This is a genomic window from Acinetobacter sp. 231_lipA (assembly GCF_058243005.1).
Genome location: NZ_JBZAYU010000001.1, coordinates 1,119,707 through 1,138,113 on the forward strand (window position 1 = coordinate 1,119,707; position 18,407 = coordinate 1,138,113).

Below are 18,407 nucleotides of genomic sequence, written 5' to 3' on the forward strand. Positions count from 1 at the left end.
AGTAACCATAAAAAAACCTCCCACTTGGGAGGTTTTTTTTATTCAAATCTTAAAGATTATTTCGAACCTTTAATGCCCGCTTGAAGTAACAATGCACCTAAACCACCAATTTTATTTTCTTGAGGTTTAGCCGTTTGCGGCTTCTTATTTGTTTGAGCGCGCTCACCTTGAGGACGTGTTTGTTGTGGACGTTTACCTTGTGGTTTACGTTCACTACGCTCTGTATTTTCACGACGTGGTTGACGCGGAGCTTTAGCCGCTTCAGCACCTTCAGGACGCATCGACAAATTCACACGATTACGCTCAGCATCTACTGTGAGTACACGTACTTGCACAATTTGCCCTGGCTTCACCACTTTATGCGGATCTGCAACGAATTCATTGGCCAACTCTGAAATATGAACTAAACCATCTTGGTGTACACCCACATCCACAAAAGCACCGAAGTTCGTCACATTGGTCACGACACCTTCAAGCTGCATGCCTTCAGTCAGTTGCGCAACTTCCGTAATGTCTTCACGGAATTTTGCTGTACGGAACTCTGGACGTGGATCACGACCTGGTTTTTCCAGTTCAGACAGTACATCTTGAATGGTTGGTAAACCAAATTTCTCATCTGCAAATTCTTCAGCATTCACTTGGCGAATGATTTCCGAGTTACCAATGATGTCTTTCACTGTCGTCGCTTTCGCTTCAACAATTTTACCGACCAGCGCATAAGACTCTGGGTGAACAGCAGAAGCATCTAGTGGCTCTGAACCATCTTGAATACGTAAGAAACCAGCCGCTTGTTCAAAAGTACGTTCGCCTAAACGTGGCACTTTTTTCAAATCTTGGCGGTTGTCAAAACGGCCATTTTCTTTACGAAAATCGACAATTTGCTGCGCAATCGACTTATTCAAACCTGCGATATAACCCAAGATAGCAGATGATGCAGTATTAACATCCACACCTACCGAGTTCACACAGTCTTCCACGACCGCTTCAAGGGTTTTCGCTAAGCCCGTTTGGTTCACATCATGCTGGTACTGACCTACACCAATCGATTTTGGATCGATTTTCACCAGTTCAGCCAATGGGTCTTGTAAACGACGTGCAATCGATACTGCACCACGAATCGAGACATCTAACTCTGGTAACTCCGCAGATGCCAATTCAGATGCGGAATAAACCGATGCACCCGCTTCTGATACAGAAACACGTGTCAGTTTTAAATCGCTGTTTGCAGCCATCATTTCAGCCACAACGCTTTCTGTTTCACGGCTTGCTGTACCATTGCCAATGGCAATCAGGTCAACATTGAACTCGCGGCATAAACGGGCAAGTTCTGCAATTGAACCCGCTTTATCATCTTTGGGTGCAAATGGATAAATCGTGCTATGTGCAAGTACATCACCTGATGCATTCACCACAGCCAATTTCACTCCTGTACGGATGCCAGGGTCTACCCCTAAGGTTGTACGTGCGCCCGCAGGTGCAGACAACAACAAATGACGTAAGTTTTCAGCAAAAACATCCATTGCTTCAGATTCAGCTGCAAGACGTTTTTCGGTGAGCAACGAATGTTCGATACTTGGACGAACCTTGCCTAACCAGAACAATTTAGCCGTTTGTTTTAAATAGTCTTGACGTGCTTGCGGCTGTGCAGTTTCAAGGCTGTATTCAGTTTCAATACGCGCCAATGATGCATCATCTTCGCCATCCACTTTTAAACCTAAAACATTTTCTTGACGACCACGTAACATAGCCAATAAGCGGTGTGACGGGACTTTATTTAAATTTTCAGAAAAGTCGAAGTAATCGCGGAATTTTTTGCCAACTTCTTTTTTCTCATCACTTGCCACTAAACTTTTTAAAGTGGCTGTTTTTGCAAACGTTGCCTTAAGTTCAGTTGTCAGTGCAATGTTCTGCGCCCAGTCATCAATTAAAATATGTTGAATCGCATCCAACTGACTTTCTAAATCTGGATAATCTTCATGGCTAAAGCCTGCCAAGGCTTCAGCTGGATCAACCGCTTCTGCAAAGATTTTCTCTGCAATCGGGCCTAAACCTGCTTCTTTGGCTTTAAATGATTTACTGGTCCGTTTTGGACGGTACGGTGCGTAAATTTCTTCTAAGGCATTTTTAGTTTCAGCAGCATTTACACGTGCCAATAAATCATCAGACAATTTGTCTTGTTCTTTTAATGATTCGATTACCTTGTCGCGACGTTCAAATAAGTCACGTAAATAAGCCAAACGTGTATCGAGCTGACGTAACTGCGCATCATCTAAGCCTTGCGTGACTTCTTTACGGTAACGCGCAATAAATGGAACGCTAGCACCTTCATCAATCAACTTGATGGCAGCCTCGATTTGATTTGGACGTACGGCAATTTCTTTTGCCAACTGCTGAACTAAGTCAGTCATCGTATGTGATCCCACAAGGATATGTACTAAAAGCCATGATTATAAAGACCAAGACTATAAAATCCACAACTGTTTTTATTAATTTAATGGCTTAAATGTGACATATTTCAGGCAAATTTCATAAATCCATCTCATTTTCAGTGTTAAATCTTATTTTTAGGTATTCTTTGCCATTTTTTTCTATGGGCTAAGATGTATACATTTGGTATCTATGTCTTGATTTTACCTGCAATATTTGTTGCTTTAGAGCATAGTAAAGACATACAAATGAGTCGTATACTCAAGACTATCCCGACTTTTGTTTACGATGACAATAAAGAATAAAGGAGCACTTCAATGAGTTTAGTTGTACCTGCTGAAAAAACAGATGCTGTACATAGCGATGCAGATCGCGTTGAACGCATTTTAGTGGTAGATGACGATGTGCGTTTACGTACGCTACTCCAACGCTTTTTAGAAGATAAAGGCTTTGTGGTGAAAACAGCGCATGACGCAACCCAAATGGATCGTCTCTTACAGCGCGAACTGTTTTCACTGATTGTGCTCGACTTCATGCTCCCTGTTGAAGATGGTTTAAGTATCTGCCGTCGTCTACGCCAATCCAATATTGATACGCCTATTATTATGCTCACTGCACGTGGCAGTGACTCAGACCGTATTGCAGGTCTAGAAGCAGGTGCAGATGACTATTTACCGAAACCATTTAATCCAAATGAGTTGTTAGCACGTATTCGCGCTGTACTGCGCCGCCAAGTGCGTGAAGTTCCAGGCGCACCAAGCCAACAAATGGAAGTGGTCAGCTTTGGGCCATGGTCACTTGATTTATCAACACGTACCTTAACGCGTGAAGGTCAAGTTGTAACCTTAACTACAGGTGAGTTTGCGGTCCTGAAAGCCTTGGTACAACATCCACGTGAGCCTTTGACTCGCGACAAATTGATGAACCTTGCGCGTGGCCGTGAATGGGGCGCAATGGAACGTTCGATTGATGTTCAAGTATCGCGTCTACGTCGCCTTGTGGAAGAAAACCCTGCTCGTGCACGTTATATCCAAACGGTTTGGGGTGTAGGTTATGTGTTCGTTCCAGATGGCGCGGAATAATTCAAAACTAAAATTACGGCTTCGGTCTTTTTAAACTGAGTAGCAATAATCAGCACGACGGAGTCCTAAAATTAAGCTCAACTTTATCGATTAACCTGCGGTTCGCCTTACTTTTGTTTCGACAAAAGTAAGCAAAACCATTGTCATCTGCAAAACTCGGCATATTTCTGCATTTCAACATCATGCTCGCAGAAACTTTATAACACCCAGACCTCCTGCCTCGAACAATTGCAGATGACTTTTCGCGTATCGCATACCTGTCACCATTGAACTATGTCACTTACATAGAAACAGGAAATCACGTGAAACTCGAACCCATCGACCCTCAAAAATTTACCGATTACGAAGCGTATTCAGAACGGAAACGCACACGTTGGGAACGCTTTTTAGATAAAATCAAGCCGCGTTCTGCTGCCATGCGCACCACCGTACTGGTACTCTTCATTGTATTTTTCAGTTTATTTATGTCCTTGTGGTTCTTTTGGCGAACTCTATATCTTCCAGAAATCCAACAACATGCTCGTTACCTTGCTGTTGAAATAGAAATTCTCAACAACCCCGATTTACGGATTTATCATCAAAATACTGAAGTCGATGTCGATGACTGGTTAAGAAGCCGTGTTGGCATTGAATACGTCACCGATCCCAAAGAATATCCCAATGTCAAAGATAAAGTCATCGCCGAATTCTTTACCAACCAAATTGAAGCTAAGCTGGCCAAAGAATTAAAAGTCGAGCATGCCACAGTATATTTCCAGTTTAAACCTAGCCCGCGCATTTGGATTCAAACCCCTGAAATGAACGGCAACTGGGTCCGGGAACCACTGAAAACCTATGCCAACTACAGCCCTGAGCTAATTTTCGGCTGGTTACTCGGCGTCCCCTTGATTGCAGCAGCCATTATTTTAACCTTGGTTCGTCAGCTCAATCGCCCGCTGCGTCGTCTGCAAAATGCAGCCAACAGTTATAGTAAAACAGGCACAGCACCGTATTTAGAGACCAATCACGGCCCTCAAGAAATTCGTGAGGTCAACCAAGCGTTTAATCACATGATCTACACCCTAGATCAGACTGAACGTGACCGCCGGATTATGTTGGCGGGGATTTCACATGACTTACGCACCCCACTGACCCGTATTCGACTCAGTGCGGAAATGATGCCCGATGATGATTTTTTAAAAGAAGGGCTGATTTATGACGTTGAAGATATGGACGCGATCTTAAATCAGTTCATTTCCTATATGCGTGATGGTTCGGATGAGGAAATCCAAGACACCGATTTAAATATGCTGTTACAAGAATTGGTGGTGCAATTCAAACCGTTGGATATTCGTTTTGAACCTGCTGAATTACCGATTATTCAGGCACGTAGTCTGTCTCTTAAACGCCTGATTGGTAACTTGATTAATAATTCAAAACGCTACGGTGCTGAGCCGATTGAACTTTCCGCAACAGTGGAAAATGAACATATTTTAATTAGCGTAGCAGACCATGGTGAAGGCATTCCTGACGATCAAATTGAAGAACTCATGCAACCTTTTGTTCGTGGCAATGAAGCCAGAACAGTTCAAGGCAGCGGTTTAGGTCTCGCCATTGTGAAGCGCATTGTTGATATTCACCAAGGTCAATTGGCCATTCATAATCGTGAACAAGGCGGACTTGAAGCAATTATTTCGCTGCCTCTTCATCACAATCAAGATGTTGAAATTTCCAGCAACAACCCACTCGAAAAATTAAAGCAAACCTTGGTTGAGCATTTTTAAACTTTGTACAATAGTTGATCAAACGATTTTGTTCAACTATTCAACAATTTAATTTTACCAAATATATTTCAACTACTTACAAATCATCAGAATCCCTTATACCCACATTTTTTCAAAAAATTAGACCTTAGCCTAACAGGTATGCACAATGTCGTTCTTGATCGGTACAATCGGTGCCAGATCCAGAATATTAACGAGAGTAAACCATGTCTTTAGATCGTATCCGTTTAGCTTCACTTCACGATAAAGTCATTAGTGCAGAAGAAGCGTCTGCTTTTATTGAAGATGGCATGACTGTAGGTATGAGTGGCTTCACTCGTGCTGGCGAAGCGAAAGCTGTACCTTTGGCATTGGTTAAACGTGCACACACAAATCCTTTAAAAATCACATTAATTACTGGTGCTTCTTTAGGTAATGACCTAGACAAGCAATTGACTGAAGCGGGTGTATTGGCACGTCGTTTACCGTTCCAAGTGGACAACACTTTACGTAAAGCCATCAACAATGGCGAAGTGATGTTCATTGACCAACACTTGTCTGAAACTGTTGAGCAAATGCGTAACCTCCAGTTGAAAAAGCCAGATGTAGCGATCATTGAAGCGGTTGCGATCACTGAAGATGGCGGCATCATTCCAACAACGTCGGTAGGCAACTCAGCAAGCTTCGCAATTTTCGCAGAAAAAGTGATTGTTGAAATCAACACCAACTTAAGCCCTGCATTTGAAGGCTTACACGATATTTACATCCCAACTTACCGTCCGACCCGTCAACCGATTCCATTAACTCAAGTGGATGAGCGTATTGGTACGCACGCGATCAATATCGATCCTGCAAAAATCGTGGGTATCGTCATCAACAACGACTTGCACGACTCTCCATCAACGGTCACTGCACCAGATGATGAAACTCAAGGGATTGCAGACCACTTAATTGCTTTCTTTGAAAAAGAAGTGGCTGAAGAGCGTCTACCGAAAAACTTAGGCCCATTACAAGCAGGGATTGGCTCAATTGCCAATGCTGTACTTACAGGCCTTAAAGACTCGAACTTCGAAGACCTTGTCATGTACTCAGAAGTCCTGCAAGACTGTACCTTTGAATTGATTGATGCAGGTAAAATGAAATTTGCTTCAGGTTCTTCTATTACCCTTTCTGCAAAATATGGCGAGAAAGTATTTAATAACCTTGAAGCCTACAAAGATAAATTGGTTTTACGTCCGCAAGAAATTTCGAATCATCCTGAATTGGTTCGTCGTTTAGGTATTATCGGCATCAACACTGCGCTTGAATTTGATATTTACGGTAACGTAAACTCAACTCACGTTTGTGGTACAAAAATGATGAATGGTATCGGTGGTTCAGGTGACTTCGCACGTAATGCACACCTTGCGATCTTCGTGACCAAATCAATTGCGAAAGGTGGCGACATCTCTTCAATCGTACCGTTTGCGTCGCACATCGACCATGCTGAACACGATGTTGACATTCTTGTGACTGAACAAGGTTTGGCTGACCTGCGTGGTTTAGCACCGCGTGAACGTGCTCGTGCGATTATCGACAACTGTGCACACCCACTGTATCGTGATGCATTAAACGACTACTTCGATCGTTCATGTGCAAAAGGTGGTCATACACCTCACCTTCTACGTGAAGCGTTGTCTTGGCATTCTAACTTTGAAGAAACAGGCCACATGCTTCCTGTTCAAGCAGAAGCAAAATCTGCTTAATTTAAAGTTTAAAAAAAACGCCCTCTTGGGCGTTTTTTTATGTCTGATGAAAAGTGCAATAAAACACTTATCAAAATAAAAAAACTCAATTAATCTAAAGGCATCCAAAAAATAAAAATGCCAAGCTCATGTTCATTATTCGCCCCTATCTCGAAACAGATTTAGAAGACGTCATTGCACTTTGGGAGGTATGCGACCTCACTCGCCCTTGGAACAACCCTGAAATTGATATTTTTAGAAAAACCGCACAAAAAGATGGTTTATTTTTATTGGCCGTTAAAGATGAACAGCTCATCGCCACATTGATGGGTGGTTATGATGGCCATCGCGGCTGGATTAATTATTTGGCAGTACATCCACACTTTCAACGCAATGGAGTCGCAACTGCACTCATACAGCAGCTCGAGAAGCGCCTGATTGCGTTAGGTTGCCCCAAACTACAACTGCTTGTACGTAAAGAAAATATCGACGTGCAAAGCTTCTATGAGCAGCTAGGCTATGAGGAAATCGAAGTCGTGTGCTTTGGTAAACGTCTGATTGCCGATTAAGCTCAGACACTCAATGCGCCGATACAGCTAGACGGCCCAATCTTAAAAAAATTGGAAATTTAAGCGCAAAGACTTGGTTCGCATAATCATCAACGGCAAAGAATGCTTTGAACTCATATAAGGGGTCATCTGAATTTTTCGCTCGATAATGTTTCAGTGCAGACCATGTATTTAAATAATCCAACAATTGAGCAGCAGACCATTGAAACGACATCGACAATTCAGGCGTCGCTATTTCCTCAAAGGGAAAAGGAATGGTTTGATAGGCCTCGTCGATATAACGACGTTCGGCATCCCAATAGCCTTTCAAAGTCTTAAAATAAAGTCGCTCAATACAACCCTGTAACTCAGGTTGCTGCGGATGAATTAAACCATAGCCAATGACTGCCAAAACACCATCAGGACGTAAAGTCCGCCGCACTTCTGCATAAAAACCATCAAAATCAAACCAATGAATGGCTTGAGCCACCGTGATTAAATCAAAACTCTGCGCGGCAAAACTGGTGTGCTCTGCAGACTGAACTTGATAACTGACATTTTCAAAATAAGGTGCATGTTGTAACTGATGAGCACTGATATCTGTCGCCACCACGGCATCAAAATGCGGCGCCAACAATTGAGTCAATTGCCCCGACCCTGCGCCACAGTCCCATGCAAATTGAGGAGTCGCCACATGCTTGAGTATTTCTTGAATCAAACTTGCTGGATAACTTGGACGTGCGAGTTGATAAAGCTGACTTCCTGACGAAAAGCGGTCTTTCATAAGCTATTCTCAGTCTTATTTTTGACTCAAAATTAGCACATTTTCCATTAACTAAAGCATGATGTTGTCCAACATCTTACACAATCGCACTTTTCATGGGACAAAAAAAAGCCCCAAACATTGTTTGAGGCTTTTTTGAATATGGTGGCGAGACCCAGGATCGAACTGGGGACACACGGATTTTCAATCCGTTGCTCTACCTACTGAGCTATCACGCCGATGCCGTGTATTAAGCCGTATCTCGGATGAATAGTCAATAAAAATCATCACTTTTTTATTTGATCGGATAAATTTCAGGCAAAAAAAATCCCTGATGGGATCAGGGATTGAAATCTTTTAAATAAGATTTTGAATATGGTGGCGAGACCCAGGATCGAACTGGGGACACACGGATTTTCAATCCGTTGCTCTACCTACTGAGCTATCACGCCGATGTCGCGTATTAAACAGTTTAAGCGAAGCAGCGTCAAGTCCGTTTTCAAAAAAATCATTTGAGTGTTTACTTTTACAGCAAACCCAGCACCCTTCGTACATTTTTCGAGTCATTCTTTGCACTTAAAGCGCGTCACCATCACTATTCATGAAAAAAAGCAGTGTATAAACTGCTTGAAAAAAGCTTAAATTTTACCAATGTGCTCTAAGCAACGGTGAATCGCACCGCAGCCTGGCTCGAACACTTTCACACCTTTGGCCTCTTCCATACGACAGACTTCTTCAACCAGCCGCTCCGCAACCCCTCTTCCACGGTTTGCAGGATGTACTACGATGTATTCTAAGGTTTTATTTTCACCCTGCCCACTACACCAAATGGCACCAATGACTTTAGTATTAAATTCTGCGGTGTAAAGTAAGGTATACTGAGCTAGATTTTGCTCAAGTTGTTCTACGGCATCATGCCCATCGCCAAATTCAGGACTGGTGTCGTACAGTCGCTCTAGCTGGCTTCGCAACTCTTCTTTTTCCAGTGAAGTATAAGCGTGTACGGTAATAGGCATTGATAAACCCTCCTGAGCAATCTAATATGCGGTGACTTCGTTACGGCGAAACATTTTACATCAATTATTTGACGTCTTTGAGGAACGTGTCTATGACAGAACGTATCAGTGAAGTGGTAAGAAATACCAACGAAACCAAAATTCGAGTTCGTGTAAACCTCGATGGTACGGGTCAAGGCACGCTCAACACAGGTATTCCCTTTTTAGATCATATGATTGATCAAATCAAGCGACATGGCTTATTTGATATTGATATTGAATGTGATGGTGACTTGGAAATTGATGATCACCACACGGTTGAAGACTGTGGTATCACGCTTGGACAGGCTTTTGCCAAAGCTTTAGGTGACAAAAAAGGTTTACGTCGTTATGGTCATTTTTATGCACCGTTAGATGAATCTTTAAGCCGTGCTGTGGTGGACTTATCAGGCCGTCCGGGTTTGTTTATGGATATTCCATTTACCCGCGCCATGATTGGTCGTTTTGATGTGGATCTCTTCTCTGAGTTTTTCCAAGGCTTTGTGAACCATGCGCTCATGACGGTACACATTGATAACCTCAAAGGTAAAAATAGCCACCACCAAATTGAAAGTGTGTTCAAAGCATTTGCGCGTGCACTTCGTATGGCCTGTGAAATTGACCCACGTGCAACCAACACCATTGCTTCAACCAAAGGTAGTTTGTAATGACCCGTATTGCCCTTCTTGACTATGGTATGGGTAACCTACACTCAGCAGCAAAAGCGCTTGAGCATGTTGGTGCAACAGTCGATGTAACCAATGACCCCAAATTAGTAGCTCAAGCTGATAAAATTGTATTCCCCGGCGTAGGTGCTATGCGTGACTGTATGCAAGGTATGCATGAAGCAGGGATTGATGACGTCGTTCGCCATGCGGCATTTAATAAGCCTGTCTTAGCGATTTGTGTGGGTATGCAAGCGCTGATGCAACGCTCTGAAGAAAATGGCGGAGTCGATGCTCTCGGTATTTTTGAAGGCAGTGTGAAACGCTTTCCTGATGTAGACGGCTTGAAAGTCCCACATATGGGTTGGAACCAAGTTCATCAGGCTGATCCGAGTCATCCAATGTGGAAAGACATTGAGCAAGATGCACGTTTTTACTTCGTGCACAGCTTTTATGTTGAACCGAAGAACTCTGGCATTGTGGCTGCAACTTGTGACTATGGTTTAGAGTTCTGTACCGCCATTCACCAAGAAAATTTGTTTGCGACCCAGTTCCACCCTGAAAAAAGTCATACCGCAGGTTTGCAACTGCTGAAAAACTTTGTGGAATGGAAAATTTAATTCATTCCAGCTTCTGTTTGATTGAAAAAGCTCAACTTCGGTTGAGCTTTTCTCTTATTATCAACCAATAACAGTTTAGAAATGTATGACAAATGCTCCAATTCCAATTCTTTCCTCGCTCTTACCCAACAGCACCAAAACTTTTAGAGATTACTGAAGTCTTTAAACAGCACATTACTGGTATAAGTTCACAAACACATCAACTTTCCAGCAATGAAGTTCTTCTTACTATTGCAAATGGACTTGAAAAAATTGGATTCAAAGTTGAAAAAAGTAAATCTGCCGAAGATAAAATCCCCGTTCCAGTCCTATTCGGTTATAACAACCAAGCTTCTAAAAGTTTCTTAGCCGATGCCATTCACTTCGAGCAAAAAATCGTTATTGAAGTTGAAGCTGGACGTGCAGTCGTCAATAACCAGTTTTTAAAAGATATATTCCAAGCCAGTATGATGGTTAATATCGACTATCTAGTTTTAGCTGTACGAAATACTTACCGCCAATCAGATGATTTTCAAAAGGTCTATCAATTTTTAGATACGCTTTACACCTCACAGCGTATTATTCTTCCATTAAAAGGAATTCTAGTGATCGGGTACTAATTCAATGTTCTAATCTAATATTATAGGACTTACGCACTATTATTTATAGATTCTCTGTGGTAGCAGATGATTTTTATCGAGAATAAAGTCATCAATGAAGTTTTTGATAACTGGTCTAAATAATTTCTTCTGCCAACGATATACATTTTCAAAGATCCGCTCAAACTGGTTCTTTTGTATCTCGACGTAGGCCATCAAGGCTGAAAAAATATGATTCAAAATCAGTTTAGATCGTCTTACTTGAAACTTTTCAATATGACAAACCTGTTTAATCACCCGGTGATATTGCTCTATTTTCCAATGACTTGAATGTAATTCATGAAAACCCTCAAAGGACAATAAATCATCTTCATCTTGATGCACAATATAAAACCTCTGCTGTTCTTTTAACTGAGTCTTAAATAATTGTACAAAGCCAAAATCTTTGAGCCAGACCACTTGACCCTGATGGAAATTTGGCAATAAACGCAGTTGAAACCATTGTCCTTTTTCTGGGGAAACCTTACGGTTACAGTCGATACCAAACATAAATCGAATACCATATTTTCTTATGGTTTTTAGATTTCCAGTCGATGAATACCAACTATCACCTGTAATAAATTGAATCTTTGCACCCCAACTGAGTACTTCACTTAACATATCCATAAAGTAATCATTCTTGGTTTTACTTTCAGATTTGTCATAAATTCGGAAATTAATTGGAATATTTTGACCATTCTGATCTGTCGCATACAAGGTAATGAGATTAATACCCTTGACGGATCGGTGGTGTTTGCCTGACCAAAAATAGCTAACCAAGTCCATATGTTGACTATAGGGTTTATCTAAAACAGTATCATCAATACTGACTATAAGTTTATTATTATCAATATGTTGAATTGCTTCTTGATATAGGTCGTGAGGTGTGTAGTCTTCACGTTCTAGAAAGCGATTTACACTATCATGCGAGATGTTATAAGTCTCGGCAAGTTGTGTGCAGCTAATAGAGTTCGGTTCTGTCATGAGAAAGCCCATATAAATGGGTAATGTACAAGTTGCTGTAGAAGCATGTTTAATTCGTCTGATCACAGATACTTTATAAAGTATTTTAATACTTTTTTGAATCCGTCAATGCGTAAGTCCTATATTAATAGAAAGTTTTTGTTTTACAGTACACTACTACACACCAAATAATTACAATACCTTTTCATTGTCACCAAATTTGATTATGCTTTGCCTGCTTTTTAGACATTTTTATTTATAAAAAACTTAATTTACAACGATAAGGTAAGTCACTATGACTCAATATGCACAAGAATCTGCGCTGAATGCCGCAGGTCGTTTCGGACGTTTTTCATACCTAGCATGGAACTGTCTACTTGCCATTGTAGCGTCAATTATTCTTGGTATTTTCTTCGCCATCTTTCCTAATACATTCGTGAACTTGGAAACAGGCAACTTCGGTGGCGGCATGATTTTTATCATCCTGATCTATGTTGCGCTGATGTACTTCACGTTTGTATTTACTATTCGTCGCCTACATGACCGCAACCATACGGGATGGTTATCACTGTTGATGTTGGTGCCTCTTGCCAACGTGATCCTAATGCTTTACCTGATTTTCGCACCAGGCGATGATCGTAGCAACAGCTATGGCTCACCACGCCCAACCTCAGGCTGGGAAGCCGTTTTGGCATGGATTTACATCGTGATTTTCGTTTTAGCGATTATCGGCGGTATTGCGGCTGGTTTTATGTCCTAAAATCACCTGTGCAAAACAGCCTGCCTAGGTCGGCTGTTTTGCTAAATCAACGCAAAAGCTTTAGGCTTAAGCAACAGTGGCATAGTCAAAGCATGATGGATTCTTCTTTTCAACACATCCTTCCCAGCAAAGTCGAAATTCAAAAATTTCCTCGTTTTCAAAATTTGCCAAAACAAGCAATTCATGTCATTCAAAACTTAGAACAGTGTGAAGCAATCCGCGCTGAACTAGAACAGGTTTCCATCTTCGGTTTTGACAGCGAGTCCAAACCGACCTTTCAAGTGGGAGAAGTCTCCACGGGTCCGCATCTCATTCAACTGGCCAGCGTCGAGCAGGCTTATTTGTTTCAAATGAGTCCACCCATTTGGAGCTTCCTTGCACCATTTTTGGCGAATCCAGACCAGCTCAAAGTGGGCTTTGGTTTAAAAAATGATGCCCATCTATTCCGCAAAAAGGGGTTTGAACTCAAGGGTGTGGTTGAGCTGTCAAAATGCTTTGCCAGCTTTGGTTTGACCAACCCTGTCGGCATTAAAAATGCCATCGCCCTGCTGTTTCAACTCAACTTCCCCAAAAGCAAAAAAGTCAGCACTTCAAATTGGGCGAGGAAAATACTCACGCCTGAACAAGTTGACTATGCCGCTGCGGATGCCTATGCGGCGCTGTTGGTTTTTGAAGAATTGCGGCGTTTAGAGCGACTCCCAAAAGATATTTTGCAAAAACTGGAAAATATCATAAAACCTCCTCGTCATGAAAAGCTGTAACAGGTGCTTAGAAAATTGCCAATACTTTGCTAAGATGACGGACATTGATTTTATTTAAGATTTGGCTAGGAGCGAAAGCATGCTGATCATCCCTGCAATTGACCTGAAAGATGGCAAATGTGTTCGTTTAAAACAAGGTCGTATGGAAGACGATACGGTTTTTTCTGATGATCCTGTTGCAACTGCACAGCACTGGGTAAATGAAGGCGCGCGTCGCTTACATTTGGTCGATTTAAATGGTGCTTTTGCTGGTACGCCAATTCATAAACCTGTGGTTGAAGCCATTGCTCGAGCACAACCTGAACTGCCAATTCAAATTGGCGGCGGTATTCGCTCACTAGAAACCATTGAACACTACTTAGAAGCGGGTGTGTCTTTTGTCATTATTGGCACCAAAGCAGTTCAAGATCCTGAATTTGTTGAAGAAGCATGTAAGAAATTTGCAGGTCATATCATTGTAGGCATCGATGCCATGAATGGCATGGTGGCCACCGATGGTTGGGCCAATGTGACCGATGTGAAAGCAACCGATTTGGCCAAACGTTTTGCCGATGCGGGCGTATCAAGCATTGTCTATACCGACATTGCACGTGACGGGATGATGCAAGGGGTGAACGTTGAGCAAACTGTTCAACTGGCACAATACTCTGGCCTACCTGTGATTGCATCAGGTGGTGTGACCAACCTTGATGACGTACGTAACCTCAAAGGTCAACCCGGTATTTTAGGTGCAATTACTGGTCGTGCGATTTATGAAGGCAGTTTAAACCTACGTGAAGCACAATTGCTGTTAGACGAACAATCGCTCTAATTGTAGAAGTTAAAAAAGAGGTCTTTTGACCTCTTTTTTATGCGCTAAATATCAGTGTGTAAGATCTGCATCTTATTTAATAAATCGCATTACGAATAAACTTTAACGGTACAGTTCCACGGTTGATATATTGGTATTCGATGGCACTGGAAAAAACAATCGACTCTCCTACACCCAAGACTTTCATGTCACCCGCCAAATCCAAAGTTAACTCCCCCTCCATCACATAGAGCATCTCACGCCAACCTTCTGGGTCAGGTTCTGCACTATAGTGTTCATTTGGGGCAAGTACCCATGTCCACAATTCAACTTTTTGTGTTGCTGCCGCCGAGGCCATTAATTTTGCTTCACTGTGGGCTTGTGTGCCCTGCCAAGCCAAAACATTGACCACCGCTTGCCCTTGCTGTTCAGGCGCGGCAATAATCTGTACAAAATCGACCTCAAGCACATCGGCAATCAAACTGAGTTTTGCCAAACTAATATTGTCCTGCCCTGATTCAACTCCAGCCACCATACGACGGCTTAAACCAGCCAAATCCGCCAGTTGTTGCTGGCTCAAGCCTTTTAAGCTTCGATAATGACGCACATTTTGACTGACGTGTTGTAGTACCGCAGGAGACTTCATAAAGTTCAATCAAAAAAAACATTGAGCAATATATTGCACACAAAAACAAAGCATGACAAGCTATGTGCAATATATTGCACACCAGTTCTTTTATGTTGAATACTCAGCTCGGTTCTAAAGCGCCTGTCATTGCACTGATTCTAATTACCTTTATTTGGGGCGGTACCTTCTTGGCCGTGAAATATGCCTTAAATTTCAGCTCCCCCATGTTCTTTGTGGGCTGTCGTTTCGCCTGCGCCGCGACAATTATTGGCTTATTTTCCTATCAACATTTAAAACACATTACCCGACAAGACCTGTGGGCAGGTGCACTCATTGGCTGTATGGTCACTATTGGCTATGGCACACAAACAGTCGGACTACAAACGGTCAGTAGCAGTGAATCTGCCTTTTTAACTGCATTGTATGTACCCCTAGTACCCGTACTATTGTGGCTGATCTTTCGTAAAGTGCCCCATTTTATGATTTGGATCGGTGCGCTCTGTGCGTTTATTGGCTTAGTCTTACTCACAGGCAATAGTCTGAATTCAATTTCACTGAATTTTGGCCAGACCTTAACCCTACTCGGTGCAATCGCTATAGCGATTGAAATTATCCTGATTGGTTATTTTGCCCCAACAGTCGATATTGGTCGAGTGACGGTGATTCAACTGGCGGTTGCCTCTGTGCTCGCCTTTGCAGCCATGCCATTGGCAGGTGAACACCGCATTCCAGACTTTTCATGGCCTTTACTGAGTATCGCACTCGGCTTGGGTCTTGCCAGTGCCGTGATTCAATATGTAATGAATTGGGCACAGCGCTCAGTCAATCCATCTCAAGCGGCAATTATTTATGCAGGAGAGCCTGTATGGGCAGCACTATTTGGACGCCTTGCAGGAGAACGCTTAGCACCACTGGCTTTGTTGGGTGGGCTTTTGGTGGTGTTTGGCATTATGATCAGTGAATGGAAACCGAAACTGTTGAAATCGAAAAAGAACGTCGAACAGCTTTAGCCTATCTCCGAAACGCAAAAACGGCTGAATCGAGTGATCAATGGCCACGGATTCAGCAGTATCGTCAGGCGGTTAGAATGACACCATCTTGCCCGGATTAATCATTGCTCCGATTCCATACATGCTTTTGGCTATTGGAATTACCAACGGCGCCAGTGCACGACCAAAAGGAATGTTTTGATGTTGAATTCGGGTTAACCTATTTTTATTGATACATCGGTTGATTGTCGTTTAAACGAATAATGCCTTTAATGGCACGATACACAATCCACACCCACGACAACCCAATCACAGACACGCAGAAGGTTGAAGCACCGAGTGCGACACCTGCGAAAGCGGTGGCATTTTCACCCGTAAAGAATAAGAAAATAAATGGCACAAAGGCAATCACGTTCCAAATCAAATACCACCAAAAGGTGCGAATCTGCCAAGTAAAATGGCTCTCAAAAATGGAACCTCGCACAGAGCCACGCTTCACATAATTAATCACTAAAGCAATGATGGCTAAAATCCCTGCGGAAAAAATCGCAACGATATACAAAATATAAAGAATAAAAGTCAGACTACGATTCGGATCTTGATCGACTGAATAATTCATATTGTCCCTCATAAAGTGGGCTTGAACTTTAAATAGGCAAACTATTGAAAGGAGAAATAAGCCATAAAATTAAAAGTATATTGAATAGAATTGTACAAAAGTAAATCTTTCTAAAGGGTTGTTTTTGTGTTTTATGTCGTAGCTTTTGCTGCGCTAACCATGCTGCAGGCCAACCGCCCAAAAATGAAAGGAGATGTAGTGTATTTTCAGGTACACGGCGCTGTCCATTTTGCGCAGCTTCTTTGTCTTGTGCATAGAACCAATAACTGGCCGCATTCATCACACTAATCAACAGCAGCACCAATCCACTCAAACGCCCCAGCAATACCAATAGTGCCAAAAACACGATGTATGCCACCGACGCAATTTGCATTGGACTCCAGCGTTGTGGTTCGGTCTTTTTCGGGGAGGCTTTTTGGGTACGACTCTTTTGGGTTTGTGATGCTTTTAAATAACTAACTTGCTGTGCACGATAACGCCCTTGCGCATCCACAAGCACGTTGTATTCCAACGCACAGCCTAAAATAGGACGAGGACCTTGCCGAGCAAAGTCCTTGATATGTAAAAACACGCGATCTTTGCTGTCATCGTTGGGCTGAATAAAACCATAGCCTTTTTCATCAAACCATTCAACGAGTCGTCCTTGGTCACGCATTTTTCTTTCCTATTTAAGCAGTTACAAATTTTAGGCGGTCAATCACCATATTACGCATTTCGGCAGGATTTTTCTGCAAAATGTCATCCCCCGTACGGCCTTGTTCAGCATTTTTTTGTGCCACTTGTAAACGCATCATCCAAAAACGCGCAGCAGCCATCGCCAGATACAACTCTAGGCAAGATTTTTCATCAGTCGTCAAAGGACGAATGCTTTCATAGGCGTTTAAAAATGTGATGGCCTTGTCTTCATTTAAATGCACACTTGGATATTCGGTACAGAAGTCATTCAGGGTAATCGCAATATCAAACAAAAACTCATCTTTATTCAGTTCATAAAAGTCTAAAATGCCTTTGAGCTGATTGCCCTCAAACAAAGTGTTGTCACGGAATAAATCCGAGTGGATAAAGCCCTTAGGACGATTCGGATAAACCGCCGATAATGCATCATATAAACCCAACAACTTACTGAGCAGTGCCTGATCCGCCTCACTTAAAGTTGGTTTCATCTGTAACGCTACAGCGAGCCAGTAGTCATGGTCACGGTATTCTGCACGCTCCAGTGGAAAGTCTTGCAGTGCCACGTGCATTTGCGCTTGTGCAACCGCAATCGCCTCGGCTTGTTCAAGGGTCGCAGGCATGGGATGTTTGCCCATCATCCGTGGGGCAATTTGGGCAGGTTTATCTTTTAAACTATGAATGGCTTTGCCTGAGTGACTTAAAGGTACAGGAACCGCTAAACCAGCCTGACCTAAATGCTCAAGTACAGGAACCAACTCGCCTGCGCCCTGCTCATCCATTTCTTCAAATACAGTCAATACATACTGCACAGCATTTTCACATACAATAAAATAGTTCGTATTTTGAATACCGCCTTGAATTGGGATCAGATCGATTACCTCAAGTCCATAAGGTGCTGCAAACGCCTGAACTTCCTGTAAAGTCAAAGTGGTATAAACCGACATATAAAACCTGCAAAAAAACTTACATAAGTTTGATAGAATACCCGCTCCGACTATTA

General features: G+C 42.4%; 19 protein-coding genes, 2 tRNA genes and 1 pseudogene. 11 read left to right on the forward strand and 11 right to left on the reverse strand.

Features of this window, described 5'->3' with window-relative positions; genetic code table 11:
• Positions 1-56 precede the first annotated feature (56 nt).
• The gene (locus tag AC4CUX_RS05745; RefSeq protein ID WP_201952704.1) at positions 57-2,408 is read right to left on the reverse strand and encodes a Tex family protein; all 2,352 of its coding nucleotides are present in this window, start codon (positions 2,406-2,408) and stop codon (positions 57-59) included.
• 336 nt (positions 2,409-2,744) lie between these two features.
• Between AC4CUX_RS05745 and ompR the strand changes: the two genes are divergently transcribed.
• The 4 genes from ompR to AC4CUX_RS05765 all read left to right on the forward strand — a co-directional run bounded on the left by ompR (position 2,745) and on the right by AC4CUX_RS05765 (position 7,544).
• Positions 2,745-3,509 (forward strand): osmolarity response regulator transcription factor OmpR, encoded by a 765-nt coding sequence (gene ompR / locus AC4CUX_RS05750; protein ID WP_004691545.1) that lies wholly within the window; start codon positions 2,745-2,747, stop codon positions 3,507-3,509.
• A gap of 302 nt (positions 3,510-3,811) precedes the next feature.
• Entirely contained in the window at positions 3,812-5,272 is a 1,461-nt protein-coding gene (locus AC4CUX_RS05755) for an ATP-binding protein (RefSeq protein WP_201952707.1), read from the forward strand.
• Positions 5,273-5,478: 206 nt separating this feature from the next.
• The gene (scpC, locus tag AC4CUX_RS05760) at positions 5,479-6,996 is read left to right on the forward strand and encodes a succinyl-CoA:acetate CoA-transferase ScpC (protein ID WP_004978127.1); all 1,518 of its coding nucleotides are present in this window, start codon (positions 5,479-5,481) and stop codon (positions 6,994-6,996) included.
• A 128-nt stretch (positions 6,997-7,124) separates the two neighbouring features.
• Positions 7,125-7,544: a GNAT family acetyltransferase gene (locus AC4CUX_RS05765; RefSeq protein ID WP_004691549.1), complete on the forward strand. Its 420-nt coding sequence runs from the start codon at positions 7,125-7,127 to the stop codon at positions 7,542-7,544.
• Between the two features lie 10 nt (positions 7,545-7,554).
• Here AC4CUX_RS05765 and AC4CUX_RS05770 read toward each other — a convergent pair whose 3' ends face one another.
• From AC4CUX_RS05770 to AC4CUX_RS05785, 4 genes are all read right to left on the reverse strand, one after another.
• Positions 7,555-8,307, reverse strand: coding sequence for a class I SAM-dependent methyltransferase (locus tag AC4CUX_RS05770; protein WP_201952710.1), 753 nt, complete (start codon positions 8,305-8,307; stop codon positions 7,555-7,557).
• A gap of 142 nt (positions 8,308-8,449) precedes the next feature.
• Positions 8,450-8,525: transfer RNA gene (locus AC4CUX_RS05775), tRNA-Phe, on the reverse strand.
• A 137-nt stretch (positions 8,526-8,662) separates the two neighbouring features.
• Positions 8,663-8,738, reverse strand: a tRNA-Phe gene (locus AC4CUX_RS05780).
• A 186-nt stretch (positions 8,739-8,924) separates the two neighbouring features.
• On the reverse strand, positions 8,925-9,302 hold the full coding sequence (locus AC4CUX_RS05785) for a GNAT family N-acetyltransferase (RefSeq protein WP_004691552.1): 378 nt from the start codon (positions 9,300-9,302) through the stop codon (positions 8,925-8,927).
• 92 nt (positions 9,303-9,394) lie between these two features.
• Between AC4CUX_RS05785 and hisB the strand changes: the two genes are divergently transcribed.
• From hisB to AC4CUX_RS05800, 3 genes are all read left to right on the forward strand, one after another.
• Positions 9,395-9,988 carry an imidazoleglycerol-phosphate dehydratase HisB gene (gene hisB / locus AC4CUX_RS05790; RefSeq protein WP_004691554.1) on the forward strand — a complete coding sequence of 198 codons (594 nt, stop codon included), beginning with the start codon at positions 9,395-9,397 and terminating at the stop codon, positions 9,986-9,988.
• Positions 9,988-10,605 (forward strand): imidazole glycerol phosphate synthase subunit HisH, encoded by a 618-nt coding sequence (hisH, locus tag AC4CUX_RS05795; RefSeq protein WP_201952713.1) that lies wholly within the window; start codon positions 9,988-9,990, stop codon positions 10,603-10,605. The genes hisB and hisH overlap by 1 nt, the downstream gene beginning before the upstream one ends.
• Positions 10,606-10,697: 92 nt before the next feature.
• Positions 10,698-11,204: a hypothetical protein gene (locus AC4CUX_RS05800; protein ID WP_148825367.1), complete on the forward strand. Its 507-nt coding sequence runs from the start codon at positions 10,698-10,700 to the stop codon at positions 11,202-11,204.
• A gap of 39 nt (positions 11,205-11,243) precedes the next feature.
• Here the strand turns inward: AC4CUX_RS05800 and AC4CUX_RS05805 are convergent, their stop codons facing one another.
• Positions 11,244-12,272, reverse strand: a complete 1,029-nt coding sequence (locus AC4CUX_RS05805; RefSeq protein ID WP_007116247.1) for an IS701 family transposase — start codon at positions 12,270-12,272, stop codon at positions 11,244-11,246.
• Positions 12,273-12,480: 208 nt separating this feature from the next.
• On the opposite strand from AC4CUX_RS05805, the gene AC4CUX_RS05810 reads away from it, so the two are divergent.
• The 3 genes from AC4CUX_RS05810 (at position 12,481) to hisA (ending at position 14,517) form a co-directional block, all read left to right on the forward strand.
• Entirely contained in the window at positions 12,481-12,945 is a 465-nt protein-coding gene (locus AC4CUX_RS05810) for a DUF805 domain-containing protein (protein WP_201952716.1), read from the forward strand.
• Between the two features lie 92 nt (positions 12,946-13,037).
• Positions 13,038-13,706 (forward strand): 3'-5' exonuclease, encoded by a 669-nt coding sequence (locus AC4CUX_RS05815; RefSeq protein ID WP_201952719.1) that lies wholly within the window; start codon positions 13,038-13,040, stop codon positions 13,704-13,706.
• A gap of 79 nt (positions 13,707-13,785) precedes the next feature.
• Entirely contained in the window at positions 13,786-14,517 is a 732-nt protein-coding gene (hisA, locus tag AC4CUX_RS05820; protein ID WP_004691558.1) for a 1-(5-phosphoribosyl)-5-[(5-phosphoribosylamino)methylideneamino]imidazole-4-carboxamide isomerase, read from the forward strand.
• Positions 14,518-14,593: 76 nt separating this feature from the next.
• On the opposite strand, the gene AC4CUX_RS05825 is transcribed toward hisA, so the two are convergent.
• Positions 14,594-15,142: a helix-turn-helix domain-containing protein gene (locus tag AC4CUX_RS05825; RefSeq protein ID WP_094148590.1), complete on the reverse strand. Its 549-nt coding sequence runs from the start codon at positions 15,140-15,142 to the stop codon at positions 14,594-14,596.
• A gap of 92 nt (positions 15,143-15,234) precedes the next feature.
• Here AC4CUX_RS05825 and AC4CUX_RS05830 point away from each other — a divergent pair, with 92 nt between their 5' ends.
• Complete coding sequence (locus AC4CUX_RS05830; RefSeq protein ID WP_201952722.1) at positions 15,235-16,134, forward strand: DMT family transporter; 900 nt, start codon at positions 15,235-15,237, stop codon at positions 16,132-16,134.
• 72 nt (positions 16,135-16,206) lie between these two features.
• Here the strand turns inward: AC4CUX_RS05830 and AC4CUX_RS05835 are convergent.
• The 4 genes and pseudogenes from AC4CUX_RS05835 to AC4CUX_RS05850 form a co-directional block, all read right to left on the reverse strand.
• Positions 16,207-16,332: pseudogene (locus AC4CUX_RS05835) on the reverse strand (hypothetical protein); the annotation flags it as partial.
• Positions 16,333-16,339: 7 nt separating this feature from the next.
• The gene (locus AC4CUX_RS05840; RefSeq protein ID WP_004691561.1) at positions 16,340-16,732 is read right to left on the reverse strand and encodes a DUF4870 family protein; all 393 of its coding nucleotides are present in this window, start codon (positions 16,730-16,732) and stop codon (positions 16,340-16,342) included.
• A gap of 28 nt (positions 16,733-16,760) precedes the next feature.
• The gene (locus tag AC4CUX_RS05845) at positions 16,761-17,387 is read right to left on the reverse strand and encodes a DUF1294 domain-containing protein (protein ID WP_058870450.1); all 627 of its coding nucleotides are present in this window, start codon (positions 17,385-17,387) and stop codon (positions 16,761-16,763) included.
• Positions 17,388-17,400: 13 nt separating this feature from the next.
• Positions 17,401-18,351: a homoserine kinase gene (locus AC4CUX_RS05850; protein WP_201952727.1), complete on the reverse strand. Its 951-nt coding sequence runs from the start codon at positions 18,349-18,351 to the stop codon at positions 17,401-17,403.
• Positions 18,352-18,407: the final 56 nt, after the last annotated feature.